Source organism: Anaerostipes rhamnosivorans (assembly GCF_005280655.1).
GTDB classification, from domain to species: domain Bacteria; phylum Bacillota; class Clostridia; order Lachnospirales; family Lachnospiraceae; genus Anaerostipes; species Anaerostipes rhamnosivorans.
The window spans coordinates 3,474,153-3,499,594 of the sequence record NZ_CP040058.1 but is presented as its reverse complement, the minus strand read 5'-3'; the positions used below and the strand labels follow the sequence as shown (position 1 = coordinate 3,499,594).

Here is a 25,442-nt window from a genome sequence, read left to right as displayed (position 1 = left end):
CATGTTATGCAGGGAACACAGACAGAGCTTTTTAACAGTAAAGAAAAAGAAATCATTGAAAGCATGTTCGGAGGAGAACAGAAATTTAAGAAGGAATTTCCTGCCTTATATCAGGATATGGAGGCGGCTCAAAAACTGGCTGCAAAAACAAAAATTCTAAAAAGTGCATCCAGACAGGAAGCCAATCCAGGAGGCTGGGAGGAGTATGAAAAATTAAAACTCTATTATCAGCCTAAAACAAAAACATTAAGGGTGAAGGGAAGAATCCATAGATCAGGGCATCCCCAGTATATGATTGCAGAATTGGACATACGAAACGGACAGGGGAAGTCGTGGAAGTTCTCTTATACGGTGGAGCAGTGCAGCTTTCTGATTATTGATGAAGAAATTCGGATAGAACAAAGTGAGATCAAAGGTATCAGAGCAGACGTCAATTATATGATGAGAATACCCCAGTGGCGGGAGCATTTGATAAAAATAGGATCACTTCGCCAGAATGCAGTGGAAACTGTGGGTATCGACATCATAGGGAAAGGAAAAATCCTCCATCCAGTCAGTAAAAATGGGAGACCTAAGATTAATATTGTTTATTTTAGATGGGATGCGAGCGGCAGTGCTGATTATTTTTATGAGGAACCTGACAGGATAAACGGAAATTTCTGTGTGTATCTGCCGATTGCCATGCAGTTTGAGCTGGAGTCTGGCATGGTGGTCGCATCGAATCCTAATGTGAAGGGTGAGGTTTATATCTACAGTGCAGCTCACTCCATCGTCAGGTTTAATAATTTTGAACAGATTAAGCTGCTACCGGCATCCCAGTGGGATGACAGAACCATGAATCAAAGAGTAGGGAGGAATAAGCCGTTACAATATCCAACGGTAAATGAGCAGACCTCCAGCGGTTATGTCCTGATCTTTCCTCAGCATTGGAAAAATGCAATTGAAGAGGGCGGAGTAGAGGGGAACGATGATTTTTATCTGTCTCTGGACGTCGAATTTACCTGTACGGACGGCAACACCTATTCTTTGGAAATAGACAGCCAGCTGAATCCTAAAAAATATGAGGGTGGAAATGTTGTGGAGATTCCCTGCATGCATCTGCTGTGGGGGTGTCTTGAGAAGACGGCCCGGATACAGACCAGGAATAAAGGAAAGATTCCAGTATGTGATGTAAAAAGCGGGGACTATATTGCCTCAGCAGACGGCACATACGAAAAGGTGGTTAATATTTATACGGGAAACGAAGATATTCTTAAGTTTATCAAGGCAGGAGAAAAGACTATCAAGATGACAATGGATCATCCGGTGATGACGAAAGACGGATGGAAACAGGCAAGACAGGTTTCAGAGTCAGACCAGATTTTCGTGGAGGGAAAGTACTGTAAGGTGGATGAAATTTATGATGAGCCTTATTATGACCGGGTATATTCTTTGGAACTTGAGAAGGGAGAAGGGTTCCTGGCCAACGGTTTTTATGTAGGCGATTTTGCCATGCAGAACAGTATGACAAAGCCGGAACCGGCACTGTCTCAGGATATTCTGGACGAATTAGAGAAGTTTAAAAATTTATCATAAGGAAAGGAGAAACATTATGGCAGATACGAAAGATCCAAAAACGGAGGTTGTTCCGAATCCAGATGGGGCGGTTTCCACAGAACTGACAGGTACAAGTGCTGCGATTCCGGTGAGGATCAATGCAGGAGTGAAATTTACATTGTTAAAGAATCATTTTGTGGCAGCTCTTGAAAAAGACGGAGACGTGATGATGCTGCTTTTAGCGCCGACAGATTCAGCAGGTCAGGAAGGAATGACCGTGAAAGAGATGGTGGATGAGGTAAAGAAATTAATGGGTGCTAAAGACGGGGATCCAGAGGTGGCCAAAATGGAAAGTGAACTTAAAGGAACCGTTGAAGGCATGAGTGATCCGGAAAAAGCAAAGAGTGGTTTTGATCCTATGAGTATCAGGATCTATGTGCAGCAGGCGTTTCTTTATTACCGCACTGGAGGGAAAAATGAAGATGGAACCGTGAAAAAAGAACTGGAATATGCGTTTAGCTTGAAAGCCGACACCTCTCAGCTTTTGGGCAAAATGGATTTGTTTACTCTGGATGAGATTTACTTCTCTGTGTGGAAGACAAACCGGAAGAAAGTGACAGACACAATGAATATGTTTATGATTGAGGACTATTTAAAAGAGACAGCACAGGCCTGAATCCGCTGAATGTCAGGGAACATTTGCGCACTTGAAAACGACAGGACCGCTATATAGCTTTCATATATTTTATAAAATTATGACAAAGTGGTGGAATTATATTTGTATAAGTAATATAATATAACCATAATATTATCAATTTATAATCAAAAGGAGAACGTTATGGCGGTAAAAGAAAAAGGTTGTTTTTATTGTGATTCAGACCATGAGGGAAGAAAGGATCTGATGATCGAAGTGGGGCAGATGAAGGAAGGTATTTTATATCTGTTCAAGGACCAGGCGCATTTAGGACGCTGTGTGGTAGCAGTGCCGGAACATAAAAGTGAACTGTTTGACCTTGAGCCGAAGCAGAGACATAATTACATAGATGACGTGGCAGCTGCGGCGAAGGCCATTAAAAAACTCTGGGGATGCACAAAGATCAATTACGGTGCTTATGGGGACAAGCTGCCCCACCTGCATTTCCATCTGGTTCCAAAATATGAAGGGGGATTTGAGTTCGGCGGTTCCTTTGCTATCGGAAATGATGAACCCAAATTCCTCACAGAAGAACAGTATGGGGAAATGATCGACCAGCTGAAAAAAGAACTAAATATAAAATAATCAAAACTCAGGAGCTGACTTTTTTCTATTTTGTAAAAGCCCTCACAGATACTGAAATAAAAGTTTCTGTGAGGGTTTTCTGTTCTTTGTAAAGCCTTGTGGAGAAAATTAATATCCCTTATAATGAACTCAAGAAAGGCAGAGAAATGGAGGAGCTCATGGAGCGTTTTTATACCACGGGGGAGTTTGCAAAGAAAGCCAAAGTAACGATCCGGACGATCCGGTATTATGACAAAAAGGGAATCTTAAAGCCCAGCTCCAGAAATGAAAAAGGTTACCGGATGTATACGGATCAGGATTTTCTGAGGCTTCAGAAAGTCTTGTCGCTTAAGTACCTTGGATTTTCACTGGAAGAGATTAAAAACATGACCATCAATGACGATACTTTGAACATTACCAATTCCCTTCGGATGCAGGCGGATCTGCTCCACAAAAAAGCAGAGCATCTGAGATCTGTGGAGGAAGCGCTTCTGAAAACAACAAAGGTCATTGAGGAGACAAATCAGGTGGACTGGAACGAGATTCTTAATCTGATCCATATGACAAGTATGGAGAGGGTTCTGGTGGAGCAGTATCAGAATTCTACCAACCTGGATATCCGCATCAGTTTGCATGACCGGTACTCCGTAAATTCCCAGGGGTGGTTTCCGTGGCTTTTTTCTCTGATTGATTTTCAAAATGTTAAATCAGTGCTTGAAATAGGATGCGGAAACGGACAGATATGGAAAAATAAACAGATACAAGAGCTCTCTCATGTAAAGGTTGTTTTATCGGATATTTCAGAGGGGATGCTTCTGGACGCAAAAAAACAGCTGGATGGCGTGACAGGACCAGAGCTTTTATTTCAAAGTTTTGACTGCGGCAAGATTCCATATCCAAACCAGAGTTTTGACCGGGTGGTCGCGAATCATGTGTTATTCTATGTAAATGATCTTGACCTTGCGCTGACTGAAATAAAACGGGTGTTAAGAGAAGAAGGAATTGTCTACTGCAGTACCTACGGGAAACAGCATATGAAGGAAGTGACAGAATTAGTCCATGAATTTGATCCAACGATCACACTTTCTGAGGTCAGTTTATACGATAGATTTGGACTTGAGAATGGCAGCGGCATCCTGAAAAAATATTTTTCGTCTGTAGAAAAAAAAGAGTATGAGGATAGTTTAATCATCACTGAGGCAGAGCCGCTTTTGGACTATATCTTATCCTGCCATGGCAACCAGAATGAGAGACTGAATGGCAGAAAAACAGAATTTAAGGAGTTTATCAAAAAGAAGATCAGAGAACAGGGGCAGGTGAAGATCACAAAACAGGCTGGGGTCTTAATTTGCAGAAAAAATAGTTAAAGATCATCGATCCAAAAAGAACATATGAAAAATGAGAAAATTATGATATTAAAGAGGTTCTAATCATGACCTGTAAGACTAAAAGGGGCTCTGCATTTTATAGTCTTCAGGTTGACGTGCTGTACACGATAAGGTATACCCACAGGGCACACCGTATTTCATACCCTCCGGGTTGACGTGCTGCGCACGATGAGGTATACTAAAAATAAATAAGGAGCAATCCATCCACATAGATGGTTAGCCTTTAAAGTTGGAAATAAGCCTACCTTGACTGGCTAAGTACAAAGGTAGGCTTATTTATTTGCGCTTGTTGTTCCTATCTATATAGGCAAGCAGCGCTATGATGAACATACCAAATGCCAGCATCAAAGATAAGGCCTCATATGTAGTCATCAGCACCACCTCCCTTCTTCTTATGAACTGGGAGGCTGCCACCTCTGTACACAGATTGCTCCGTACAAATATAATATCATGTTTTGTTTTTAGTTACAATAATTAACTTAAAAGGATGAAATTTAAATTATCACAAATTAGAAGTGTAATAATTTCTTGACCATTACGTTACGTCACCCATTATGATACTATTAACTGATAACGGAATTAAAAGAAAGGGTATCTGAATATGAAAGGAATTATTCTAGCGGGAGGATCGGGGACCAGATTGTATCCGCTCACAAGGGTTACGTCGAAACAGCTGCTTCCGATCTATGATAAGCCGATGATCTACTATCCTCTGTCTGTGCTGATGAATGCGGGGATCAGGGAGATCCTGATCATCTCCACACCAGAAGATACACCGAGATTTGAGGCGCTTTTGGGTGATGGTCATCAATTTGGGATTGAACTGGCTTATGCGGTACAGCCGTCACCGGACGGTCTTGCCCAGGCGTTTATCATAGGAGAGGACTTTATCGGGAATGATAATGTTGCAATGGTGCTGGGAGACAACATCTTCCACGGACACGGGCTGACAAAAAGGCTCAAAGCCGCCGCGAATAAACAGATGGGGGCTACAGTATTCGGTTATTATGTGGATGACCCGGAGCGGTTTGGCATCGTAGAGTTTGATTCTGACGGAAAGGCTATCTCCATTGAAGAAAAGCCAGAACATCCAAAATCCAATTACTGTGTGACAGGGCTGTATTTTTATGACAACCGGGTCGTGGAATACGCCAAAAAGCTTGCCCCATCTGACAGAGGCGAGCTGGAGATCACAGACTTAAATAAGATTTACCTTGAAAACGGTGAGCTGGAAGTGACTCTGCTGGGACAGGGATTTACATGGCTGGATACAGGGACCCATGAGTCCCTGGTGGAAGCAACGAATTTCGTAAAAACAGTGGAGACTCATCAGCACAGGAAGATTGCGTGCCCTGAGGAGATCGCATATTTACAGCACTGGATCACAAAAGACCAGCTGTTAAAAGATATTGAACCTTTAAAGAAAAACCAGTACGGACAGTATCTGCTGGACGTAGTGGATGGAAAGTATATTGACAAGTAAGGCGGGAGAAGACATATGAAGATTTTAGTGACCGGCGGGGCCGGATTTATCGGAGGGAATTTTGTACACCATATGGTGAATAAATATCCGGACTATGACATCGTAAACCTGGATCTGCTTACCTATGCAGGCAACTTGGAGACATTAAAGCCTGTAGAGGACAAGCCTAATTATAAGTTTGTCAAAGGCGATATAGCGGATGAGCCGTTTATCATGGAGCTTTTTGAGAAGGAGAAGTTTGACATGGTGGTGAATTTTGCCGCGGAGAGCCATGTGGATCGTTCCATCACTGATCCAGGGATTTTTGTGACGACCAATGTGATGGGAACCAGAGTGCTCTTGGATGCCTCCAAAAAATACGGAGTAAAACGGTATCATCAGGTATCCACTGACGAAGTGTACGGGGATCTCCCCCTGGACCGCCCGGATCTGTTTTTTACGGAAGAGACACCTCTCCATACATCCAGTCCATACAGCAGTTCCAAAGCCAGCGCTGATCTGTTTGTCCTGGCATATTACCGGACTTACGGCCTTCCAGTGACCATTTCCAGATGTTCCAACAACTATGGTCCTTATCATTTTCCAGAAAAACTGATCCCTCTTATCATAAGCAGGGCATTGGCCGATGAAGAACTTCCGGTCTATGGAAAAGGAGAAAATGTAAGAGACTGGCTGCATGTGACTGACCATTGCGAAGCCATTGATCTGATCCTCCACAAAGGAAGACCAGGGGAAGTGTACAATGTGGGCGGCCACAACGAGAGAACAAATCTGGAGGTTGTGCAGACGATTTTAAAAGCGCTTGATAAGCCGGAAAGCTTGATTAAGTTTGTGACGGACCGCCCGGGCCATGACATGCGCTATGCCATAGACCCGTCTAAGATAGAGACAGAACTTGGCTGGAAGCCCAAGTATACATTTGATACAGGGATCAAACAGACGATCGAGTGGTATTTGGATCACAAAGAATGGTGGCAGAATATTTTGTCCGGCGAATATGCAAACTATTTTGAGAACCAGTATGGACAAAGGTTAGAACAGGAGTAGAGTATGAGGGTTTTAGTGACAGGAGCAGCCGGGCAGCTGGGACATGATGTCATGGATGAGTTAAACAAGAGAAACCATGATGCAGTCGGCGTGGATGTACAGGAGATGGACATCACAGATGCCGATAAAGTAAATCAGGTCATCACGGACGCACAGGTGGAGGCCGTTATCCACTGTGCCGCTTACACTGCGGTAGATGCGGCGGAAGATGATATTGAAGTATGCAGGAAGATCAACGCAGACGGGACAAGAAATATAGCGGAGGTATGCCGCAGGCTGGATCTTAAAATGATGTATATCAGCACGGACTATGTATTTGACGGGCAGGGAGATAGGCCGTGGGAGCCGGATGACGAAAGACACCCTCTGAATGTATACGGACAGACAAAGTACGAAGGCGAGCTTGCCATTGAAGAAAACCTGGGTAAATATTTTATTGTACGGATTGCCTGGGTATTCGGAGTGAATGGAAAGAACTTTATCAAGACCATGCTGAATCTGGCCCAAAACCATGACAGGCTCACAGTGGTCAATGACCAGACAGGGTCCCCAACCTACACATATGACCTGGCAAGGCTTCTTGTGGATATGATTGAGACAGACAAATATGGAAGGTATCATGCCACAAATGAAGGGCTGTGCACCTGGTATGAGTTTGCCTGCGAGATCTTTAGGCAGGCAGGCATTGAGATCCAGGTGGATCCCGTGGGCAGTGAGGAATATCCGGCAAAGGCAAAAAGGCCGGAGAACAGCCGGATGAGCAAAGACAAACTGACAGAGAACGGGTTTGAGCGGCTTCCTTCCTGGCAGGATGCCCTGGCAAGATATTTAAAAGAAATTCAGTACTAGGAGGAACAAATGGGAAAGATCAAAGTGACAGACTGTGAGATAGAGGGGCTGTATATTATAGAGCCGGCGGTATTCCCGGATGAACGTGGATATTTCATGGAGACATATAATCAGAGGGATTTTGAAGAGGCGGGACTCAAGATGAACTTCGTCCAGGATAACCAATCCATGTCGGTTAAGGGAGTCCTTCGGGGCCTTCATTTTCAGAAACAGTATCCCCAGGGAAAACTGGTGCGGGTTGTTCGGGGAAAAGTGTTTGATGTGGCAGTTGACTTGCGGAAAGATTCCAAAACGTATGGGAGATGGTTTGGAGTAGAACTCTCAGCAGAGAACAAAAAACAGTTTTATATTCCGGAAGGATTTGCCCATGGTTTCTTGGTGCTTTCTGAGGAGGCGGAGTTCTGCTATAAGTGTACAGACTTTTATCATCCTGGAGATGAGGGTGGAATTAAGTGGGATGATCCTGAGATCGGTATCAAATGGCCGTTACAGGACGGAACAAACTTGATCATATCAGAAAAAGATCAGAAATGGGACGGGTTAATTGACACATTTCTGTTTTGATCTATGATTAATATCATACAAGGATAATAGGAATTATATACAAAATTTAAAAAAGCCATTAATCAGGTTAGAATTTCTGATTAATGGCTTTTTTGCTCATATAAAATAAAGTCTAAACAAAAATATGTAAAAAAAGTTACGAGAGTTTATTGTGCAATATGAACAAGACTAGAGTTGATTTGTTATCTTTTTGACAAAATATTGACTTATTAATTGACATTTATCAATGATAATACTACAATCAAGAAGAATTCAAACATTTTATATGCAATCTGTGAAGGAAAGGTCACAGGTTTTCTTTGCATTTCTAAATAAAAATAAAAAAGGGGCATAAAGTCCGTAGGGGGAACGGGATTATGAAAAAACGAATTAAGCAGGTCATTTCTATGATTCTGTCACTATTAATGGTGATTCAGAGTCCAAATTTTTCAACACTTATCAAAAATGTAAAGGCAGATGAAGTGCCGGGGCTGCAGGTCAGTTTTTCCTGCCATCAGGAGCCGGGCACTAATGTAACGATGCTCAAAAACGGCGCGTCAGAGGAACTGACGGGCCAGGTTGACGTTGTGGGTACGTCTTCTGGTTATGCCAAAGGCACGAAAGTCACAGTCGCGCTGCCTTCATTTTTCTATGACAGTGAAGGAAACCTTCAGGTATACGATGAAAATGTCAACCCGGAGGATGTAAAGCTGGGGATGCAGGCCAATGTCATAGAGGCAGACAGCTGGCAGACAGAGGACGGAAAAGCTTTTGACCAGGATACGGTTTACAAAGGAAAGATCGTATTTGTAGCCAGCAATGACATGAAGGGCGGGGAGTCTCTCACCTTCCGCATCAAAGTGAAATTTTTTGGGGATGTGCCGGAAAAGACACAGGGCAAGGTCACCGGAAGTTCTTCCTATAATGAATATTATGATAAAAACGGCAACAAGATCGCGGATGAATGGAAGTCTCCGGGGGTAGATGAGAATGCCATTAAAGTCTTTGTAAATACAAATCTTTCATGGGAAACCATCTTTGAAGATTCACCGGCTGTTCCGGCTTGGAAAGAGTACAATTATGCGGATCATTATGTAACGGTAAAGAATACCTCAGAGGCATCTGACAGCAATGGTCCCAAGGATGTATCCTTTGATAAGATGAACCTGATGTTTGAGGTGCCATTCTGTTCTTCTGACGGTGGAGTAGATGGCATCTTTACGAGAGATATCGCAAAATGGATCTACAAAGACGGGAAGGTCACAGAAAATAAAGAACCCAATAATCCAAATACATGGAAGAACACAGAGTTCATAGGCAAGGAGGACGAAGGGGGTGTCCTCGTCTATGATGTAACGGATCTGACAGAGGATGAGATCAAAGAGGGAAAGCTGGGAGATCCCGTTCCCTATTCCTATACGGGAAACGGTCAGATCGCGGTAATCCATGAGGAAGAGATCCACGCTAAAAATTACGCAGAAGCCCATCCGGACAAAAAACTGCATCATCAGGCGAAATTTCTGGTTAGGCTTCCATTTACAAACAACATCCAGTTTAAGGGAAACAGTACGGTCAATGAGCTTCAGACAAAACTGGTATCCACGATTATTTTTGGAAAGCCGGAGATATACTGGTCTAAGACCACCAATGCCACGGCTACATTCACCAAACCGCAGCCGGATTATGCTGCAAAAAAGACAGCAGAATCTGAGGCTCCTTACAATAAACAGGTTTATGTAAACAGCCTGTCTGAGTTCTACATAGAAGGGTTAGAAAACAAAGGAAATATTCCTCTGTTTTCCCCGAGAGTGACGGATACTATCCCAAGCCATTACCTTCTGGACGGCCTGTTTTATGAAGTTCCGGTGAAGGATGCAGCGGAAGGAAAAGATGCTTTTCTTGCCAAAGAACATCCATTTCAGTATGAGATCACCAACCAGAATACCGGTGAAAAAGAGTGGGTGGATTTTTCGCAGGCAGTGACTGAAAAAAAGATGGAAGATCATGTGCGCTGGGGCTTTGAGGGAGTAAAAGGAAGGCTGCCGAATAATGCCACCGGAAGGGTCCGAATCAATCTGACAGAAAAAATTAATGCACATACAGTTCTGCCTGGGAAGATTGTGATCAGCGGTTATCCAACCAACAATGTCACGATTCAGAATAAAGCAGAACTTCAGTTTGATTACAAATATTATAAAGTAAGCGACGGAGACAGCAAGGGCGACTGGGTCATCAAAGAGCAGGAGCCGTATAAAGTTCAGGCAGACATGGTGTTGACTCCTCCTGAGATTGACACGGTAGTGACTGCGGTCCATTCAGAAAAGAAGGATGGAGAGAGCGGGACGACGGTCACAGAGGGAGGAAGCAGCCGGTCCCCATATAACCAGACCGTTTATGGAAAGTATGACCGTCAGGGAATGGATGGTTATATTTTGAGAGCTGGAACTCAGTCAAAAGGGCCTATCGCGCCGGGTTATATCCAGATGAATGTTCCGGGTGCGGCCAATGACAGAGGATATGTGACGGAACATGTATTATTGAAAAAAGAACTCTTGGATGCCATGATTAACACTTCCATTGGGGCCAGTGAGGATGACCAGAAATACCCGTCCGGCACCCTGATCCTCACAGACATCAATAACCAGACGAAGAAAATCTCATTAAAAACGCTGGTTCAGGGGTATGCGGACAGTGACGGGAATGTGACTTTTGACAGATCCTTTTGGAAAGGGGATCTGGACAATCTGAAAAGCATCCGCATTGAATATGATTTCTTTGCAGGCAATAAGAAGATCGAGAGAGGTAAAGAATTGGATGCCCAGACCTATATGAAGGTGATGGGAACCCTGAAGGATTACGGATCACTGACAGCCAACGGAACAGTTTCAACCAATTATCCGGGGTCTTCTTCCAGCACTGTGACAAAGACTGGCAGCGGAACCATCACCATTGAAGGTGTGAACCCTGAGATCACAGGAAATGTCTACAATGAACCAACCAGCACAGAGGCCTCTAAGCTGGGTTCTATCACTGTGCCGTATAATGAAGACGGAGCAAAGGCAGTTTTCCATATCGGAAATAAGTCTCATTCCGAGATGAATCCAGGGGAATTCCTCATGACTCTCCCGGCCAATTTAGTGGACGGCAAAACCGTAGGATTTCTGGCGGATGAGATCACCATCACCGATATAAAGAAGTTTGGTTCAATCTCAAAGATTGAGTTCTATGATATTGCCAATAACACATATGCAGGTTCAGCAAAGGAACCTGATTTTGTCCTGTCAAAGGAGCAGATTCCTGCACCTGCATCAGGGTTTATCACGATTCCGAAAAGTCTGTGGAAGAATTCTGTGACCAATGGGCTTAAGTATGTGCGGATCGTATTTGAACCGTTTAACGGAATGGAGAACACAGATAAACTGGATATCACGGTGGGAGGCACGGCGGATTTTTACGGAACCTCATCCTTCCGTGGAGAATGGTCCTGCAAGGACCCGCTGAACATGAACAACCCTGCCAAGACAGCCAGTATGTCCATGACGGTGAATAACCCGAAACCGGAGGTCAATGTCCATCTGAACCCTTACTATGATAAGGCGGAGGTTAATTCAGAAAATAACAGCAGTATGGTGGACGGAAACATCATGGGTCTTGCTATCCCGTATGAAAAAAAAGCGACTTTCGCTTTTTGGTTTGGAAACAGTGCTGCCAATGATGCTCCGGCATTTGATACCGCCATCAATTTTACGGAACTGAATGCGGGAAACCAGATTTCCCAGGAAGAAGGAAAAGGTTTCTATGCAGAATCGATCCTGGTGAAAGAAAAACTTCTGGAAGCTGCTGACGTTAAAGAGATCACGGTTACGGGCTCCAAAGGGAGCAGGACGTTTATCTACGACAAAGATACCAAGGTATTTCAGCAAAAGGATCAGCCCTCCAATGTTTTTGCGAAAGGAGAGAAAGGCTGGACATTCCCCAAGGAAAATATCACAGATCTGGGTATCCTCAAAGACATAAAGGTGTCTGGGGGAACCATGAAGGGGGGGAAGGCACCTGCTGCGTCACAGGCAATCGAGGTGACAGGGTTATCGGACATTCAGATGCGCAAAATTAACCAGGCGGCAGCAGTGATCACAAGCAGGCTTTATACAACAGAGAAATCCTATGACCTGAGCAATCAGGATGCGGCAAGACTGCTTATCAGTCCGATGTATTTTGACACAGCGGTAGATGCCTATTTTGTAACGCCGGACAACAAGACCACCAGATATAATAATGGTGCCGAACCTTCAGAGCATAAGCGTTCTACCTCGAATTACAGCGATGACTCCAGCTTTGAGATAGGATATAAGGCATTGGGAAGCATTGGAGTGGACTTCCGCCAGTATCTGCAGGATACGAAAAGCGGCCCTCCAGAAAGGCATAATACGCAGGAGCAGAACATCGATTCTACATACTCCAGATATAACATTCAGAACTATGCCTACAATACTCCGGCAGATCTGAAGATGACGGTCAATCTGCCGGCTGAGGGATTTGAGACCTACTACCTTAAGGTGGATCCCAGGGTGAAGGACTATATCAACGAGATCAAGATCACCCGGGCAGACGGATCGGAGTATACGATCCAGGACCCGAAGGCAGTCTGGGAGGCAAATCAGAATGCCAAGAGCTGGAATGGAAGTGATGGTTACTGGAGGATTAATCTGTTGGACGGACAGCCCAACTATCAATCTGACAAAGAGGGAAATTACTATCGGGATCCGAAAATGACGGCAAATGGAAATACTGCGGTAAAAAAAGCAGAGATTTCATTTTCCATCAATCAGGAAGAGTTCGAAGAAAAGAATGGTACGAAAACTGCCAAATCACCGGATTACGGAACCTGGTATAACCAGGACAATGTAAATACCCAGAATACCTTTGAATTTGTGGGAAGGTATTATAAGCTGGGCAGCTATAATGCAACGGCGGATACACAGATGTCCATCGGCGGCGCAAAAAGACCCGATGGCACCACGACTGCGGTCAGGACGGAAGATACTGACACTACCAAAAACAACGGTTATCGGTCCGACTGGTCTTTTAAAAACTATTATTACACCTATAACATCAACGGATATCACAGCGGTACCTATGAATATACGGCAAGACACATGAAATCTTCAGTGCCTATCGTGGTCTATGACGACGCAAAGATGTATTCACTGAAGGGTGTCAATCTCCATCCGGAGACAGACAAGAAGGAGTCCTATCCTTATGGAGCTACTGGATGCTACAGTATGTCCTTTTACAGGTATAAAGCAGGATATTACGGAGCAAACTGGAATGGCTATATCCCGTACATTGATAATGCGGTGCTGGAAGATTCTCTGCCGCCGGTCACTAAGGACAGTAATGGAGAGTTCAAAGGCTTTAAGAGCACTTCTGTGCAGATGAAGACAAAGCTTTTGGACCGGGTTGACGGAGAGATCCTTCTGACGCTTTCTGACGGAACTGTTATCAAAAGGAATGCCAGTGATTTTAAGAACTCAGATAAAGCGGATCACAAAGAGATCAGAGTATTCTATGAAGGGGAAGACAATGTAAGCCAGGCTGTGGACGGAGTGGATATTGTCCTGAAGACAGGGCAGTATCTGTCAAAAGTCAGGCTGCAGGTGAAAGACATCGCAGGAGACGGTGACTTTACTAAGACAGAGATCGACGGGGTTAAAAAGGAAACAATCTTTGATGACAAGAACGAACCGCTGATCAATATCTACGGGCAGATCCTCGCGCTGAAAGGTGACGGCAACAATGCGGGAGTCAATACGGTAAACACGAATACCTTTAAGAATTACGATCCCTCCGGTACAATTGTCAACGGAGTGACAGAGACAGGAACCCTGCTGGCCAGAAGAATACCGTTAAAGCCGGGATATAAACTGACTGCAGACCAGACAAAAGGATGGGATTATCAGGCCTCTAAAAATACGGATGGTCAGCCTGAGATGAAACCGGAGGCGTCAGCGTTCACCATACATCTGGAAAACGCCGGTACAGACGATGGAGGAAATGATCCCGCAAACTCTGAGTCAAGGGACGCAGATATCAGCGGATTTACATTCGACCAGAATCTGGACACCCGATTCCGGCTTCAGACGGTCAAGATCCCGAAATCTGTCTTTGACTCTGACAAGTGGCATGTGACTCAGTTCAAGATCAATGACGGAACCCATTCCGGTACTGATAAAGGGGTGGATGTAAAAGACAAGTTCAGCCAGAAGACCATTAACGGAACTGACTATTACGTTTTAGATGTCTCCAAGCTGTTTGTGGGGGATGATGCCTTAAAAACATCCACCTATACTATAAGTGGTACAGAATTTACAAAATGTTATATCCAGAGTTTTACAATTAAGATTGAAGCGAAAGAGACGAATGCGGAACACTATGATAACTTCCTGAGGCCGAAACAGGCCCTGGATGATCTTGCGTTTGACGGTATCTTCGCTGACCGGACCAAAGACGACATTGCCAATGATGTGTGGAATGAGAATTCTATACCGACAGTGGGCGGAAGCGGCACCCATGACTATTTCTATACAAGCGGCATTCAGAATAAGATCACTGGATTTGAAGCAGAGTCTTCAACATTCGGCTATCAGCTGAGCACCGTAACTGCAGCTCCGACAGCAACCGAGACAGTGTATAACAGAGTATCCCATGTGGATTTGACACAAAAACGGGAGGACGATGCCACAAAGTCACCGGCATATGATGAAAAGAACGGGACAAAACAAAAGGTAGACCAGGATCATATCATCCCCGGGGACAGAATCGAATATCAAGTGAAGGTATCCAATAAATCTGACAAGGAAACCGACGGCAGTGAAAGTAATACTCCGTTTAAGAATCCGTCTGTCCGGGTAACTGCACCGGTGGGCATGAAGATCGTGGGATGGAAATATACAAAAAATACATCCTCCGGGATCGGGGATCTGAAGGGAGAGCTTCTTGAGAGCAGCAGTTCTGTGTCCGCTAGAACCCCAGCAGCAAACGGAACTCTTGAGGCACCGGACTCTAAAAACACATACCGGAGTCTTGTGATCCAAACGGACACGGAACATGGTGACCAGTACCTGAAGCTGGGCAAAGACTATACAGTGACCGTGGTGCTGGAGGCTAAAGATGAATTCTCTGGAGCGTTTGAGGGCAAGAGTGTCCAGACGAGTGTATATGCAGGGGGAGGCCAGAGAAACCATTATTATCCTTACTATTTTGTTAACAGAGATACAAACTCAGCCACATCTTATTCTTCCTGGTGCAGTGACGCATTCGGAAGTGCGGTGATGAAAAAACACTGTGCGGAAAACAGCTCCGCTGTGGATCTGTCTTTTAATGGCGTTACAGTTCCTGCAGGCGAGCTTGTCAGCAGTGTGTCCTTTATGGACGCCGGGTCTCCTACTATAAAATACTCAAATCCTTCCTCCACGGAAGGCGGTACGACTTGGGTCAATGATCAGATGGATGTTGATCTGACAGTGTCAGATATAAAGAATGCGACCATGCATGAACTGAAAGAGACTGGAATCAGCATAGACCTTTCAAACCGGACGGTGAAAGATGAACAGAACTTTTATCTGAAAGATTGGCCGGAAGCCAAATATACGGTAAACGGAGTCCAGCATGACGCTGTTTTTTACTTTAAATCCGACGGGGACACAGACTGGAAAGCCATGGACGATGCCTTTAAGACGGATGCCGGCAATATGAAAAAAGTAAAACAGATCCGCTGGGTCTATGAGGATATCCCAGCGGCAGAAGGCAGCAATGTATATAGAATGCCAAATGTGGTGCTTCACGGTACAGCCAACTATATAGATGAAAACGGGACATCCGCAATCAACAAAAATAACAGCACTATGAGCGGTATCCTGGATATTGATTATGGACATGAGCATTATAAAGTGTCTGATGACGATAAGATGGAGGCACATCTGCTGGCAGGCACAGACCATACATTTACTGTATATCGTCTGCTTCCAAACATGCTCGCCGATGTTCAGGCATTTGACAAAGAGGGCGATGCCAAGGCGGTCTATGCCGAGAATAACAGCAAGAATAAAGCGGCATACCGTCCGAATGAAACCTTTTGGTATAAACTTACGGCGTGGAACAAGTGGACAGAAGACAGTTCAAGGCGGGGAGCCCTGGAACATCCGGTACTCTATGACAAGATACCGGAATATGTAGATGCCCCGGATCCGGCCGATGTCACAGTTCTTTGGTATAATAAAGACGGCAGTCTAAAGCAGGACTCTGACTATCAAAAACCAGCAGTCACGGTTTCTGACATGGAGGATCTGGATATCGGAGGAAGCCAGGAATTCCAGAAGGTGACGTCTGCAACAGACAGAAAACCGACGGATACTGCCACCAATCCAGCGAAAAAGATTCACTTTAAAGTTTATAAGTATGACTTTGGATCCCAGGAACTTTCCAGAGGTGAGCGGATCGAGATTGTCTATAAGACAAAAGCAAGAAAAGACGGACTGCCTATGGCAACCTGGAGTGACACAAAAGAAAATGCTTATCTTCCACGCTACGGAGAGTACGCTGACGGTCCTACGCCGAATGCGGACGCCACAAAATCAAAGACTATGGACATGGATAATCTGATTCATGACTTCGGAGTCAGCGGAACACCGGGTAAGGGCATTGATGCGGGAGAATTCCTGAATGATTCCTATGCCTATATTCCGGGACAGATTACTGGTGACGGCGGCAGATTTTTTGACTACGACATCAATTCATCATCCAGGCAGATGTGTTATACCAGTATGTCTGTGACGGATCCTTCCAAAGAGGCGGCCTCCATCTCCTACCGGAATAGTACCGGAGGGGGAGGAACTGAGAGTGCCTACTACAGGTACTTGACGACGGGAAGAATTGTTTCCGGAACAGGTTCCGCAAATATGGATAAGTGGAAAAACGTCATGGACGATGGGTACCACAATACGATCTGGGCAGAACATGCACTGCATCTGCAGAAAGCATGGATCACCGGAAGCAGTGATATACAGACAGATAATACCTACTATGATCAGGCAGACATCAATTACTCCGGGGGAGGCGGACATTATCACAATGTCCCCAGCTACGACCAGCAGACTGCGGCATTGGAAGCCGAAGAAAAGTATACAACAAAACTGTACGCATTTAATTATGGAGACTGGGATACAGACGGTGCAGAGTTTACCTATGTGATGCCGAGAGGTACAAAACCAGTGCTCAAGGACGGCAGACTTGAGGTTGATGCGCGGATGAAAGACGGCACGAAAGTTACAGTGCCTGAGGAGAACATTAAGATTCTCCAGCAGCCGGGAGACACGGATATCGGGGCACTGGCTCCAAAAGAATGGGCAGATCCTGTCCACAACGATTCATACTCTGCAAAAACCTACAACTCAGCAGATGCCAACGCAAAGTCCTGGGTGATCCGGATTACAGTCCCTGAAAAGCTTACCAGGTTCTGGAATAGAGGAACCCTGGACGCTTCTAAGCAGCAGCATTACCTAATGTCTGTAGAATTTAAGTCTGAGGTAACAAATGAAAACTTAAATGAGATGTGGTACGACAGGCTTTATGTACGGCCTGTGGACCTGGACTCTAAGGACAGTGACGTTCCAAACACCATGTACCATCAGATTTACGATAAGAATGACAGCATGGATATGTCTGAAGCAAATAAGAGCGGTACGATCCAGTGCAATGACCCGGAAAGCGGGGTGTGGTACTGCAGCACCTGCAATACAGACGCTTACTATAATCTGTTGTCCCCATGGCCGCTGTATTTAAAGGGTAGAAATACATATTCCCAGGCAGTGGAGAGAAAAGACGTGGGATTCTCAATCGGGTCAAATGATGGAAGTGCTGACAACACCAAGTATGCGGTAACCGGTACCCGGGCAAAACAAAGGAAACCTGTGGTGCGTTTCTGGGCCGAGTACGGCAAGAGGGATTCAAATGATATATTGACGGCAGACCAGTGGTATACTCAGGCAGAGACAGAGGTCAAACAGCTGAATATCCGCCTGGAGAATGAATATATACTGGCGGATTATAACCACGGAAGCGGAAGCGGCGCAGACAGCAAAAGAAATTACAACTATACGACTAACGGCGGGGCAAGGGGAACCTTGTTTAAACCGACAGTGACGGTTGTTCTTCCGTATGGGGTCCAGCCGTTGGATGAGGACGGCAATGTAATCCATGTCAGACAGGACGGCACGGCTGCCCAGAACCTTGACTGGGAGATGGAGCAGAAGGTCTGGTCCTCCGGGGGCAGGCTGGCCGCCGACACAGATCCGGACCTGCCGGCAGACTTGAAATCCAAATTTGACACGGAGATCAGGTATATGGATGTGGACGATGATGGAACGGAGGCAAAACGGTATGTAATCAAGTTTGTACCGAAGGCGGGCACATCTACGGAAGATGTGAGACTCCTTTCAGGTCGGTCAAGGAATATAAAGATCAACGTGGTTGCCGCTGACTATGCGGGCAACTGGCCGAATGGAGCGGATAAGACGAAGGACTGGGACAGCACCAGGGTCTATATGGGCAGCCAGCACAACCTTTTCCGTTATCTGACGGATGAACAGATCGGCGGGGAAAACAGCGGCTATGCTGTGGGTGTTGACACCAATCAGGGTTATTATAACCAGGATCCGAGATTGGATGCGGTCAGCCCTGATTATGCGGCCAGCACATACCGTACCGGAAAGACCTATTATGACAATAAGGCGATGGGCCAGAGAGCTATCGGCCGTATGACGTCTTATTTTGAGGGGGATAAGATCAACCTTCAGGATACGGGACTGGCAGATTCCCTGTTCTTCTGGCAGACAGGAAACGGGGACGGTAAGTATACAGACTTGAATTACGACGGCAAAAAGGAATATGGGGACGAAGCTGACGGTTCCGTTCTCCAGGATCACGGAGTCATGAATACCGCAAAGCTGTATTCTAAAAATCCGAGACTCAGCCTGACGGCAGGGGTATCCGGCAGCAGGACGGGAAGTTCCTACACTGCCGAGCCGGATAATAATACGGGGAATTCCAACAAGCTGGCACCTTTGCAGTTAGCTTACGGGGATAATCTGTGGTACCGTTTAAAGACAGAAAACCATCCGGCATATAGAGACAGCGGTCAGACACTGAAAGATTATGCGACTACAGGAGATGTGACTCATTCTGTCTTTACTATCAACCATACACTGCCGAAGGCATTGATTTATGACGATGACAGCAAGATTGAGAGTTATTATATTGAATATACGGACCAGAACGGCAATAAGCAGACCTTAAGCCAGTCAGACATTGAAAGCAGTGATCCGGCCAAAAACCATGGCTGGAAGGTTCAGTTGGAAGTTAAGAAGGTTAAGGACCAAAACGGAGATTATGACCATCAGGAAGTGCTGGCCAATATCACTCCCGGACAGGAAGCGGATGTGACTTCAGAGAACATACACAAAGGAAAACTTCCGGCAGGCGCGCTGAGGACAGGAAAAGACTTCTCCTTAGTGCTCAGATCCAGGATCTCCGAGCTTCCGGAACCGGAAGATATCCTCAAGGATCCGGATTACTGGCAGTATAATTCTGAGCCCAGCTACCTGGATCTCCACCATATGGACCGAGATTTCATAGTTGGCGGAAACTTTAAAGAACGTCCGGTGGAGACCGTTGCCTACACAAACCAGGTAAAAGACAGTGAGGGTAATGATTACGATTACGACAGGGTATATGATGAGCGGTACAGCATGGCGAAAGCCGCTGGTATCAGGATCACGAAACCAGAGATCTCAGTGAGGACCGATACGAAGGATCCGAGAAGAATTTACCAGAAGGACGACATCACACATGACATCCGTTCTTCTGACGCGCTGTATAAGACAAAGGATGTCTTTACCCTTTTGGTAGATGAGGCGACAGTGCATAAAGGAAATCTGGCACAATTTATTGTTCAGTATAAGATTCCGAACCGGGCGCCGAACACAATGAGGGATGGGCCGGCGGAAGCGTCAGATCCAAAGATCGGCGTCTCCGTAAAACGAGTACAGACCGGAAAGTGGGAAATTCCTCAGGACACCAAGTGCAATGTAGATATCGACAAACTGAAAGAGCATTTGAGAGTGTATGTAGACGTACTGGATATCGACAGCGGAAGTTCTAATGTGACAGACGAAACCGATAAAAGTATGAAATGGGTCCGCCTGAATCCGGACGGAGCAAAGATTAATGAAAACAAAGTCATTGAACTGACCGGTAACTTAAAGAAATATTCTGAGAAGGGCGCCATTGACGAGATGAGATGGATCGTTGCCTCTGATGACCCGGTACACTATCCGGTGCCACAGGGATTCCGGCTGGATGTGGACGCAGATGACAGTACGGCGGACAAGGAAGATGTATCTGTGGTGGAGAAGAAGAAAGCTGCAGACAATGGATATAAAACTGACAAGATGCACGCCGATACCTTTACCGACAGCGTTAACAAAAATGCCTTGCAGATCGCGGTACAGATCGGTTTGGAAGAGCAGACGGAGATCAGCAAGTTCCCGAACTTCTTTGCCAGCGGATGGGGCAAGTACAGTGATACCCAGTATGCAGGCCTTACGGTGAAGGATGACCGGGCAGGGGTTGAGATATCTTCACAAAACCCAAGCATGGACTTGAAGCAGGGGCTTCAGTATCTGAAAAAGCATGTGGACGCAGATAAGAATATCTCTTATGAGTGGGATAAAAACATCGCGATCAACCTGAAGAACAGTTCTAAGCTGAAGCAGACGGTGCAGCTTATTAATGCCAGTGACACCATGATGAAACTGCCGTCGGGCGATCCGGAAAAATCTAAGGAAGACAACATGTCGAGGCCTGAGCTTGCGGTGGGACTTCCGTTCATCGCCAATATCGACGAGATGAAGTTTGATTATGTGCCGTATGAGCAGGTGGAAAGTGACAAAGACTGTCCTTTGAACCCGGATTATTCTGCCAAAAATGCAGAGACAAAGAACAGGTTTTACTGGACCTGGAGAATCGTTAATGCAGAGGATGAGACGCAGCCGCCGCATACACAGGATCTGAAGTTAAAGGCGGGAACACCGGAATTTTACCGGAAGGCAGTGGATACGAGCAGAGACAGAAACCTGGTGACCTGGAGGTTTGACAATGACCTGGCACCGGGAGACAAAATCGTGATCGACTATATCTACGAAATACGGGAACCGGATATCGGAGTACCGCAGGAAGACATGACCACGAAGGTATATGGAACGAAGGATGGTTCTTTCCGGTTTTTCATTACAGATGAGGATGATGACGAGCAGGCATCCCTGAGGGTCGATGTCTCCGATGTAAACAATGACAGCAACACGACGGACAAAAACCTGGCGATCTCAAGCAACAATATTGCGTTTGAGGCGTTCAGCACTCTGACCAGAGGAAAGAAGGTCGTCACGGAAGTGGACGATTCTTATATGCTCAATACGAAACCGCTGCCGGTACAGGAGGGAGGAAAATATACCTTCTCAGATATCCTGACCAATTCAGATACAACATCCAACTATTCTGTTCCGATTTTCTTTGATGTGCTGCCGTATGACGGTGATAAAGCTATCACGGGAAGCAAAAACGCAGATGGGACTTATACATCCCTTACAAGGGAATCCCAGTGGAACGGATGGATTGATTTAAAGAGTTTTCGGATTGAGAAATCTGATACGGGCGGAACCGCCCAACTAGATAAAAGTAAATATGAAGTCTTTGTGGGTCCAGTGAAAAAGAATGGGGATGGAAGCTATTCCCTGTATGACATGAAGAATATGCCGGACGTCAACGAGCGTAGTACGAAGGAATACTATCAGGCCATTGCCGATGACAAAGATAAGCTGAACGAGCACTTTGTGAACGTGCAGGATCTGCTCAGTGCAAATCCAGACAACATGGAAGAGATCTGCAAGGGTGTCAAGATGTTTATGGTGCGTTTTACGAACCAGACGGCTGACTTCGGGCCTTCCACCAGCTATGTGCTGAAATATGATATGGAAGCGCCGTTAAACCTGCCGTTTATGCGCGGGAATGCAGATCCTGCCAAAAACGGAAACGATTCTGACCCTTATGTGGGATGGAATACCTTCGCGTTCTGGGCAAAAAGAGACGCCCCTGTTGATTCCGCCAGATCCGGTGTAGTCCTTCAGGCACCGACCGGGCGGGGATATGTAGGAGACTATGTATGGAATGACTTAAACGGAAATGGTAAGCAGGATGAAGCACAGTATAAAGAGGCAGAAAACGGAAGAATGCTGCCGAGCAAGTGGACTACGGACCTGAACGGAGACGGAAAGGCAGATGATCCGGGAATAAACGGAGTAAAAGTAGAACTGCTCACGGCGAGTGGAAACCCATGTAATGTGGACGGAGATGCGGTGATCAATAAAAACGGCCAGGACTTTGTCATGGATGAATCCACCGGTGATGTCAAGAATGATATTTACGGCGGACCTGTGACTACAAAGAAACAGCCGTATTCAACCGTGACCAGAAGCGATTATTGGGGCAATCAGGGTTATTACATCATTGCAAACCTGAAGCCAGGAAAATACAAGCTCAGATTTACCATGCCGAACCAATATGATGATTATCAGCTTTCAACTCCGATCACAAAGACAAACACAAAAGTTACCACCGGGCATAAAGGAGACGGCGGTCTCACAGCAGAGACGTATACTACAGACAGCTTTGATGTGAAAGCCATTGACCTGTCCTCTGAGGCGGCTGTCAAGGCATATGATAAGCAGGCAGTGGATGCGGATATCGGTGTGACAAAACCGGTGCGCTATAAAGGAATTGTCTGGAAGGATCTGATCGATGATGACGGAGCCAATCATGAAGATACTGATTTTAACGGAAAGATCGATCCCGGTGAAAAACTGCTGGAAGGGGTGAAAGTGACAGCCCATGAAAAGGGCAGTACAAAGACTGCCGTTGGAATGGATGGAAAAGATTTGACAGCGCAGACGAATGCAGACGGGGTTTACCAGTTTGATATGCTTTGGCCGAACAAAGAGTACTATTTTACCATTGACGAATTGACTGTGGACGGCCAGCTGATGAAGACTTCCCCGGTACGGCTCACCAAGAATCCTCTGAAGTACAAAAATGACAACGACGGAACTATGACAGCTTCCGGAAGCAAAAACATTGCCAAGACAGAGAACTTCAAGGCAGAGATTCCAAGGGACTCCACTACCGGACATCCGGTCTACGACAGTGATGGCAAGCGGTATGCAGTTTCCGAAGGAATCAACTTTGGACTGGTACTTGCAAAAGCCGGATATATCGGAGACTATGTCTGGGACGATGCAAACAGAAACGGCATTCAGGATGAGAATGAAAAACCGCTGGAGGGCATCAAGATTAAATTGGAGGCAAGTTATTATGACCCTGCGCTTAAAAAATGGGTGAGAATTGAGAAATATGATAGAGAGACCGAATCTACAGAGGAGGGTACTTATTATTTCTCTAACCTTCCGGTTTCCACGGCGGTTCCAGCAGACAGCGGACCGGATGTGGATTGTCTCATGGGGTACCGGCTGGTTGTTCCTGAAATGAAAGAGCAGTATATTTATACGAAAGCGGCCCAGGGAAAAGATAAAACCAAGGACAGTAATTTGTATTCTGACGGATATGTCAAGGAGCAGAAGGTGCCTTATATTATCCTGGCGGAGGAGATTAAGAAATCAGACATCACAGACGCCAACAAAAACTCCGTGATTTCCTACAACCAAAAGTACTATGATACACTGAACGCTGTTTTTGACCGGGACTATGATATTGGTCTTCTTCCTTATGACAAAGGAGAGATTGAAGGGCTGATCTGGAACGACACAGAGGATAAAGACGGACTGCAAGCCGCCCACCATAAACCTGTAGCAGGGCGCACCGTATGGCTGGAGCACAAAGTGGAACCTAAGGAAGAAGAACCCGCACCGGACGGAGGAACGACAGGAAATGACGAGAGCCAGGATCCGGATGCAGGAAAGAGCAGAAAGAAAGGAAGGGATGGAAGTATCCAGGCAGGCACCAGCAGCTATCAGGAACCAGTCATGCTGGAGGACGACACCTACGAAACGGTGGCATCTGCTAAGACAGACAGCAAAGGTGTCTTCCGGTTTAAGAATCTGGATATCTACAATAAGGAATTGGATGCTCCGGAAAAATACCGGATACGGACAAAGAAAAATAATGATGAGGATTTGACACTCCTGAAGGCAGGAAACGGAAAGAACAAGGAGATCGACAGCGACTTCGGTCTGTTTGACGAGGAAGACCGTCTCCATGCTATATCCAACAGCTTCCTGCTGGTAAACCCGCTGGAAAGAGAAGATGCTTACGGCAACGGTTATGATTATATCACTGCCCGGGACGAAAAGACCGTGGACTGCGGTATCATTAAATACGAAAATCGTGTGAATCTGGGAGACACCGTATGGAATGATGAAAACCAGAATGGTATTCAGGATGAAGGCGAGAGGGGCATCAAGAATGTCAAGATGAACCTTTACCGCTATGACGCAGAGGGTGATACATGGCAGACAGTGAAGGACCTGCGGGGTACGAGCAGCATCAAGACAGACAAAAACGGACATTATAAGTTTACTGTTCCGGTGACAGACCTGAATCCAGGCTCAAAAGACTATCTGAAGCCTTATCGTTATAAAGTTGAAGCTGAGACGCCGAACGAAGCATTCCTCACCAAAAGGAATGCAGGGAAGGATACGGAACTGGACAGTGACGGGTGGTATGTAGATGAAAACGGACAGCCGTCCGGACAGGAGACGATCACAGGTCTTGTGGGAGCGAAAGAATTTGATTTTGTGAGCACAAGGATGCTGAAACTGAACGCAGAGGAAGCTGAGAAGCTGGGGCTTGAAGAGGATGCAGACAGGATGTTTGAGGCTGTTGACCTGAATACGGTCAGAGACGACGAGAGCATTGACTTTGGGTTCTATTATGAAAAGGAAGAAGAACCTTACTACAACAAAACAAAGGATCAGACTCCAAAAGCCCAAAAGAGACCGAAACGCCCAATCCGGGTACGCCGTGTTCTTAGGACCGGTGACAGCAGAAAACTTTATATTTTCTTTATTCTCATTGCGGCATCAGCTGTGACAGCGGTCGTTGTGTACAGAAAGAAAAGAAAGGACGAAGAGGTATAACAGAAAACATCCATCATAGGCGGTTCTTAAGTTTGTGATGGATGTTTTTGCGGTTATCCAGACAACAGGAGGGAGAA

10 protein-coding genes are annotated in these 25,442 nt (G+C 45.7%); 9 read left to right on the top strand and 1 reads right to left on the bottom strand.

All coding sequences use genetic code 11. From position 1 onward, the window contains the following. The first annotated feature begins 6 nt into the window (after positions 1-6). The 4 genes from AR1Y2_RS17225 to AR1Y2_RS17210 all read left to right on the top strand — a co-directional run bounded on the left by AR1Y2_RS17225 (position 7) and on the right by AR1Y2_RS17210 (position 4,161). Positions 7-1,575, top strand: coding sequence for a Hint domain-containing protein (locus AR1Y2_RS17225; RefSeq protein WP_137330077.1), 1,569 nt, complete (start codon positions 7-9; stop codon positions 1,573-1,575). A 16-nt stretch (positions 1,576-1,591) separates the two neighbouring features. Further along, on the top strand, positions 1,592-2,212 hold the full coding sequence (locus AR1Y2_RS17220) for a hypothetical protein (RefSeq protein ID WP_137330076.1): 621 nt from the start codon (positions 1,592-1,594) through the stop codon (positions 2,210-2,212). Positions 2,213-2,374: 162 nt separating this feature from the next. Continuing rightward, positions 2,375-2,815: an HIT family protein gene (locus tag AR1Y2_RS17215; protein ID WP_137330075.1), complete on the top strand. Its 441-nt coding sequence runs from the start codon at positions 2,375-2,377 to the stop codon at positions 2,813-2,815. A 158-nt stretch (positions 2,816-2,973) separates the two neighbouring features. After that, positions 2,974-4,161, top strand: coding sequence for a MerR family transcriptional regulator (locus AR1Y2_RS17210; protein WP_137330074.1), 1,188 nt, complete (start codon positions 2,974-2,976; stop codon positions 4,159-4,161). 297 nt (positions 4,162-4,458) lie between these two features. Here AR1Y2_RS17210 and AR1Y2_RS17205 read toward each other — a convergent pair whose 3' ends face one another. Then, on the bottom strand, positions 4,459-4,554 hold the full coding sequence (locus tag AR1Y2_RS17205; RefSeq protein ID WP_207670569.1) for a putative holin-like toxin: 96 nt from the start codon (positions 4,552-4,554) through the stop codon (positions 4,459-4,461). 229 nt (positions 4,555-4,783) lie between these two features. Between AR1Y2_RS17205 and rfbA the strand changes: the two genes are divergently transcribed. From rfbA to AR1Y2_RS17180, 5 genes are all read left to right on the top strand, one after another. After that, entirely contained in the window at positions 4,784-5,665 is an 882-nt protein-coding gene (rfbA, locus tag AR1Y2_RS17200; protein ID WP_137330073.1) for a glucose-1-phosphate thymidylyltransferase RfbA, read from the top strand. A 15-nt stretch (positions 5,666-5,680) separates the two neighbouring features. Then, on the top strand, positions 5,681-6,712 hold the full coding sequence (gene rfbB, locus AR1Y2_RS17195) for a dTDP-glucose 4,6-dehydratase (RefSeq protein ID WP_137330072.1): 1,032 nt from the start codon (positions 5,681-5,683) through the stop codon (positions 6,710-6,712). Positions 6,713-6,715: 3 nt separating this feature from the next. Then, positions 6,716-7,561: a dTDP-4-dehydrorhamnose reductase gene (gene rfbD / locus AR1Y2_RS17190; RefSeq protein ID WP_137330071.1), complete on the top strand. Its 846-nt coding sequence runs from the start codon at positions 6,716-6,718 to the stop codon at positions 7,559-7,561. A gap of 9 nt (positions 7,562-7,570) precedes the next feature. Continuing rightward, complete coding sequence (gene rfbC, locus AR1Y2_RS17185; protein ID WP_137330070.1) at positions 7,571-8,125, top strand: dTDP-4-dehydrorhamnose 3,5-epimerase; 555 nt, start codon at positions 7,571-7,573, stop codon at positions 8,123-8,125. A gap of 356 nt (positions 8,126-8,481) precedes the next feature. Next, complete coding sequence (locus tag AR1Y2_RS17180) at positions 8,482-25,365, top strand: SdrD B-like domain-containing protein (protein ID WP_137330069.1); 16,884 nt, start codon at positions 8,482-8,484, stop codon at positions 25,363-25,365. Positions 25,366-25,442: the final 77 nt, after the last annotated feature.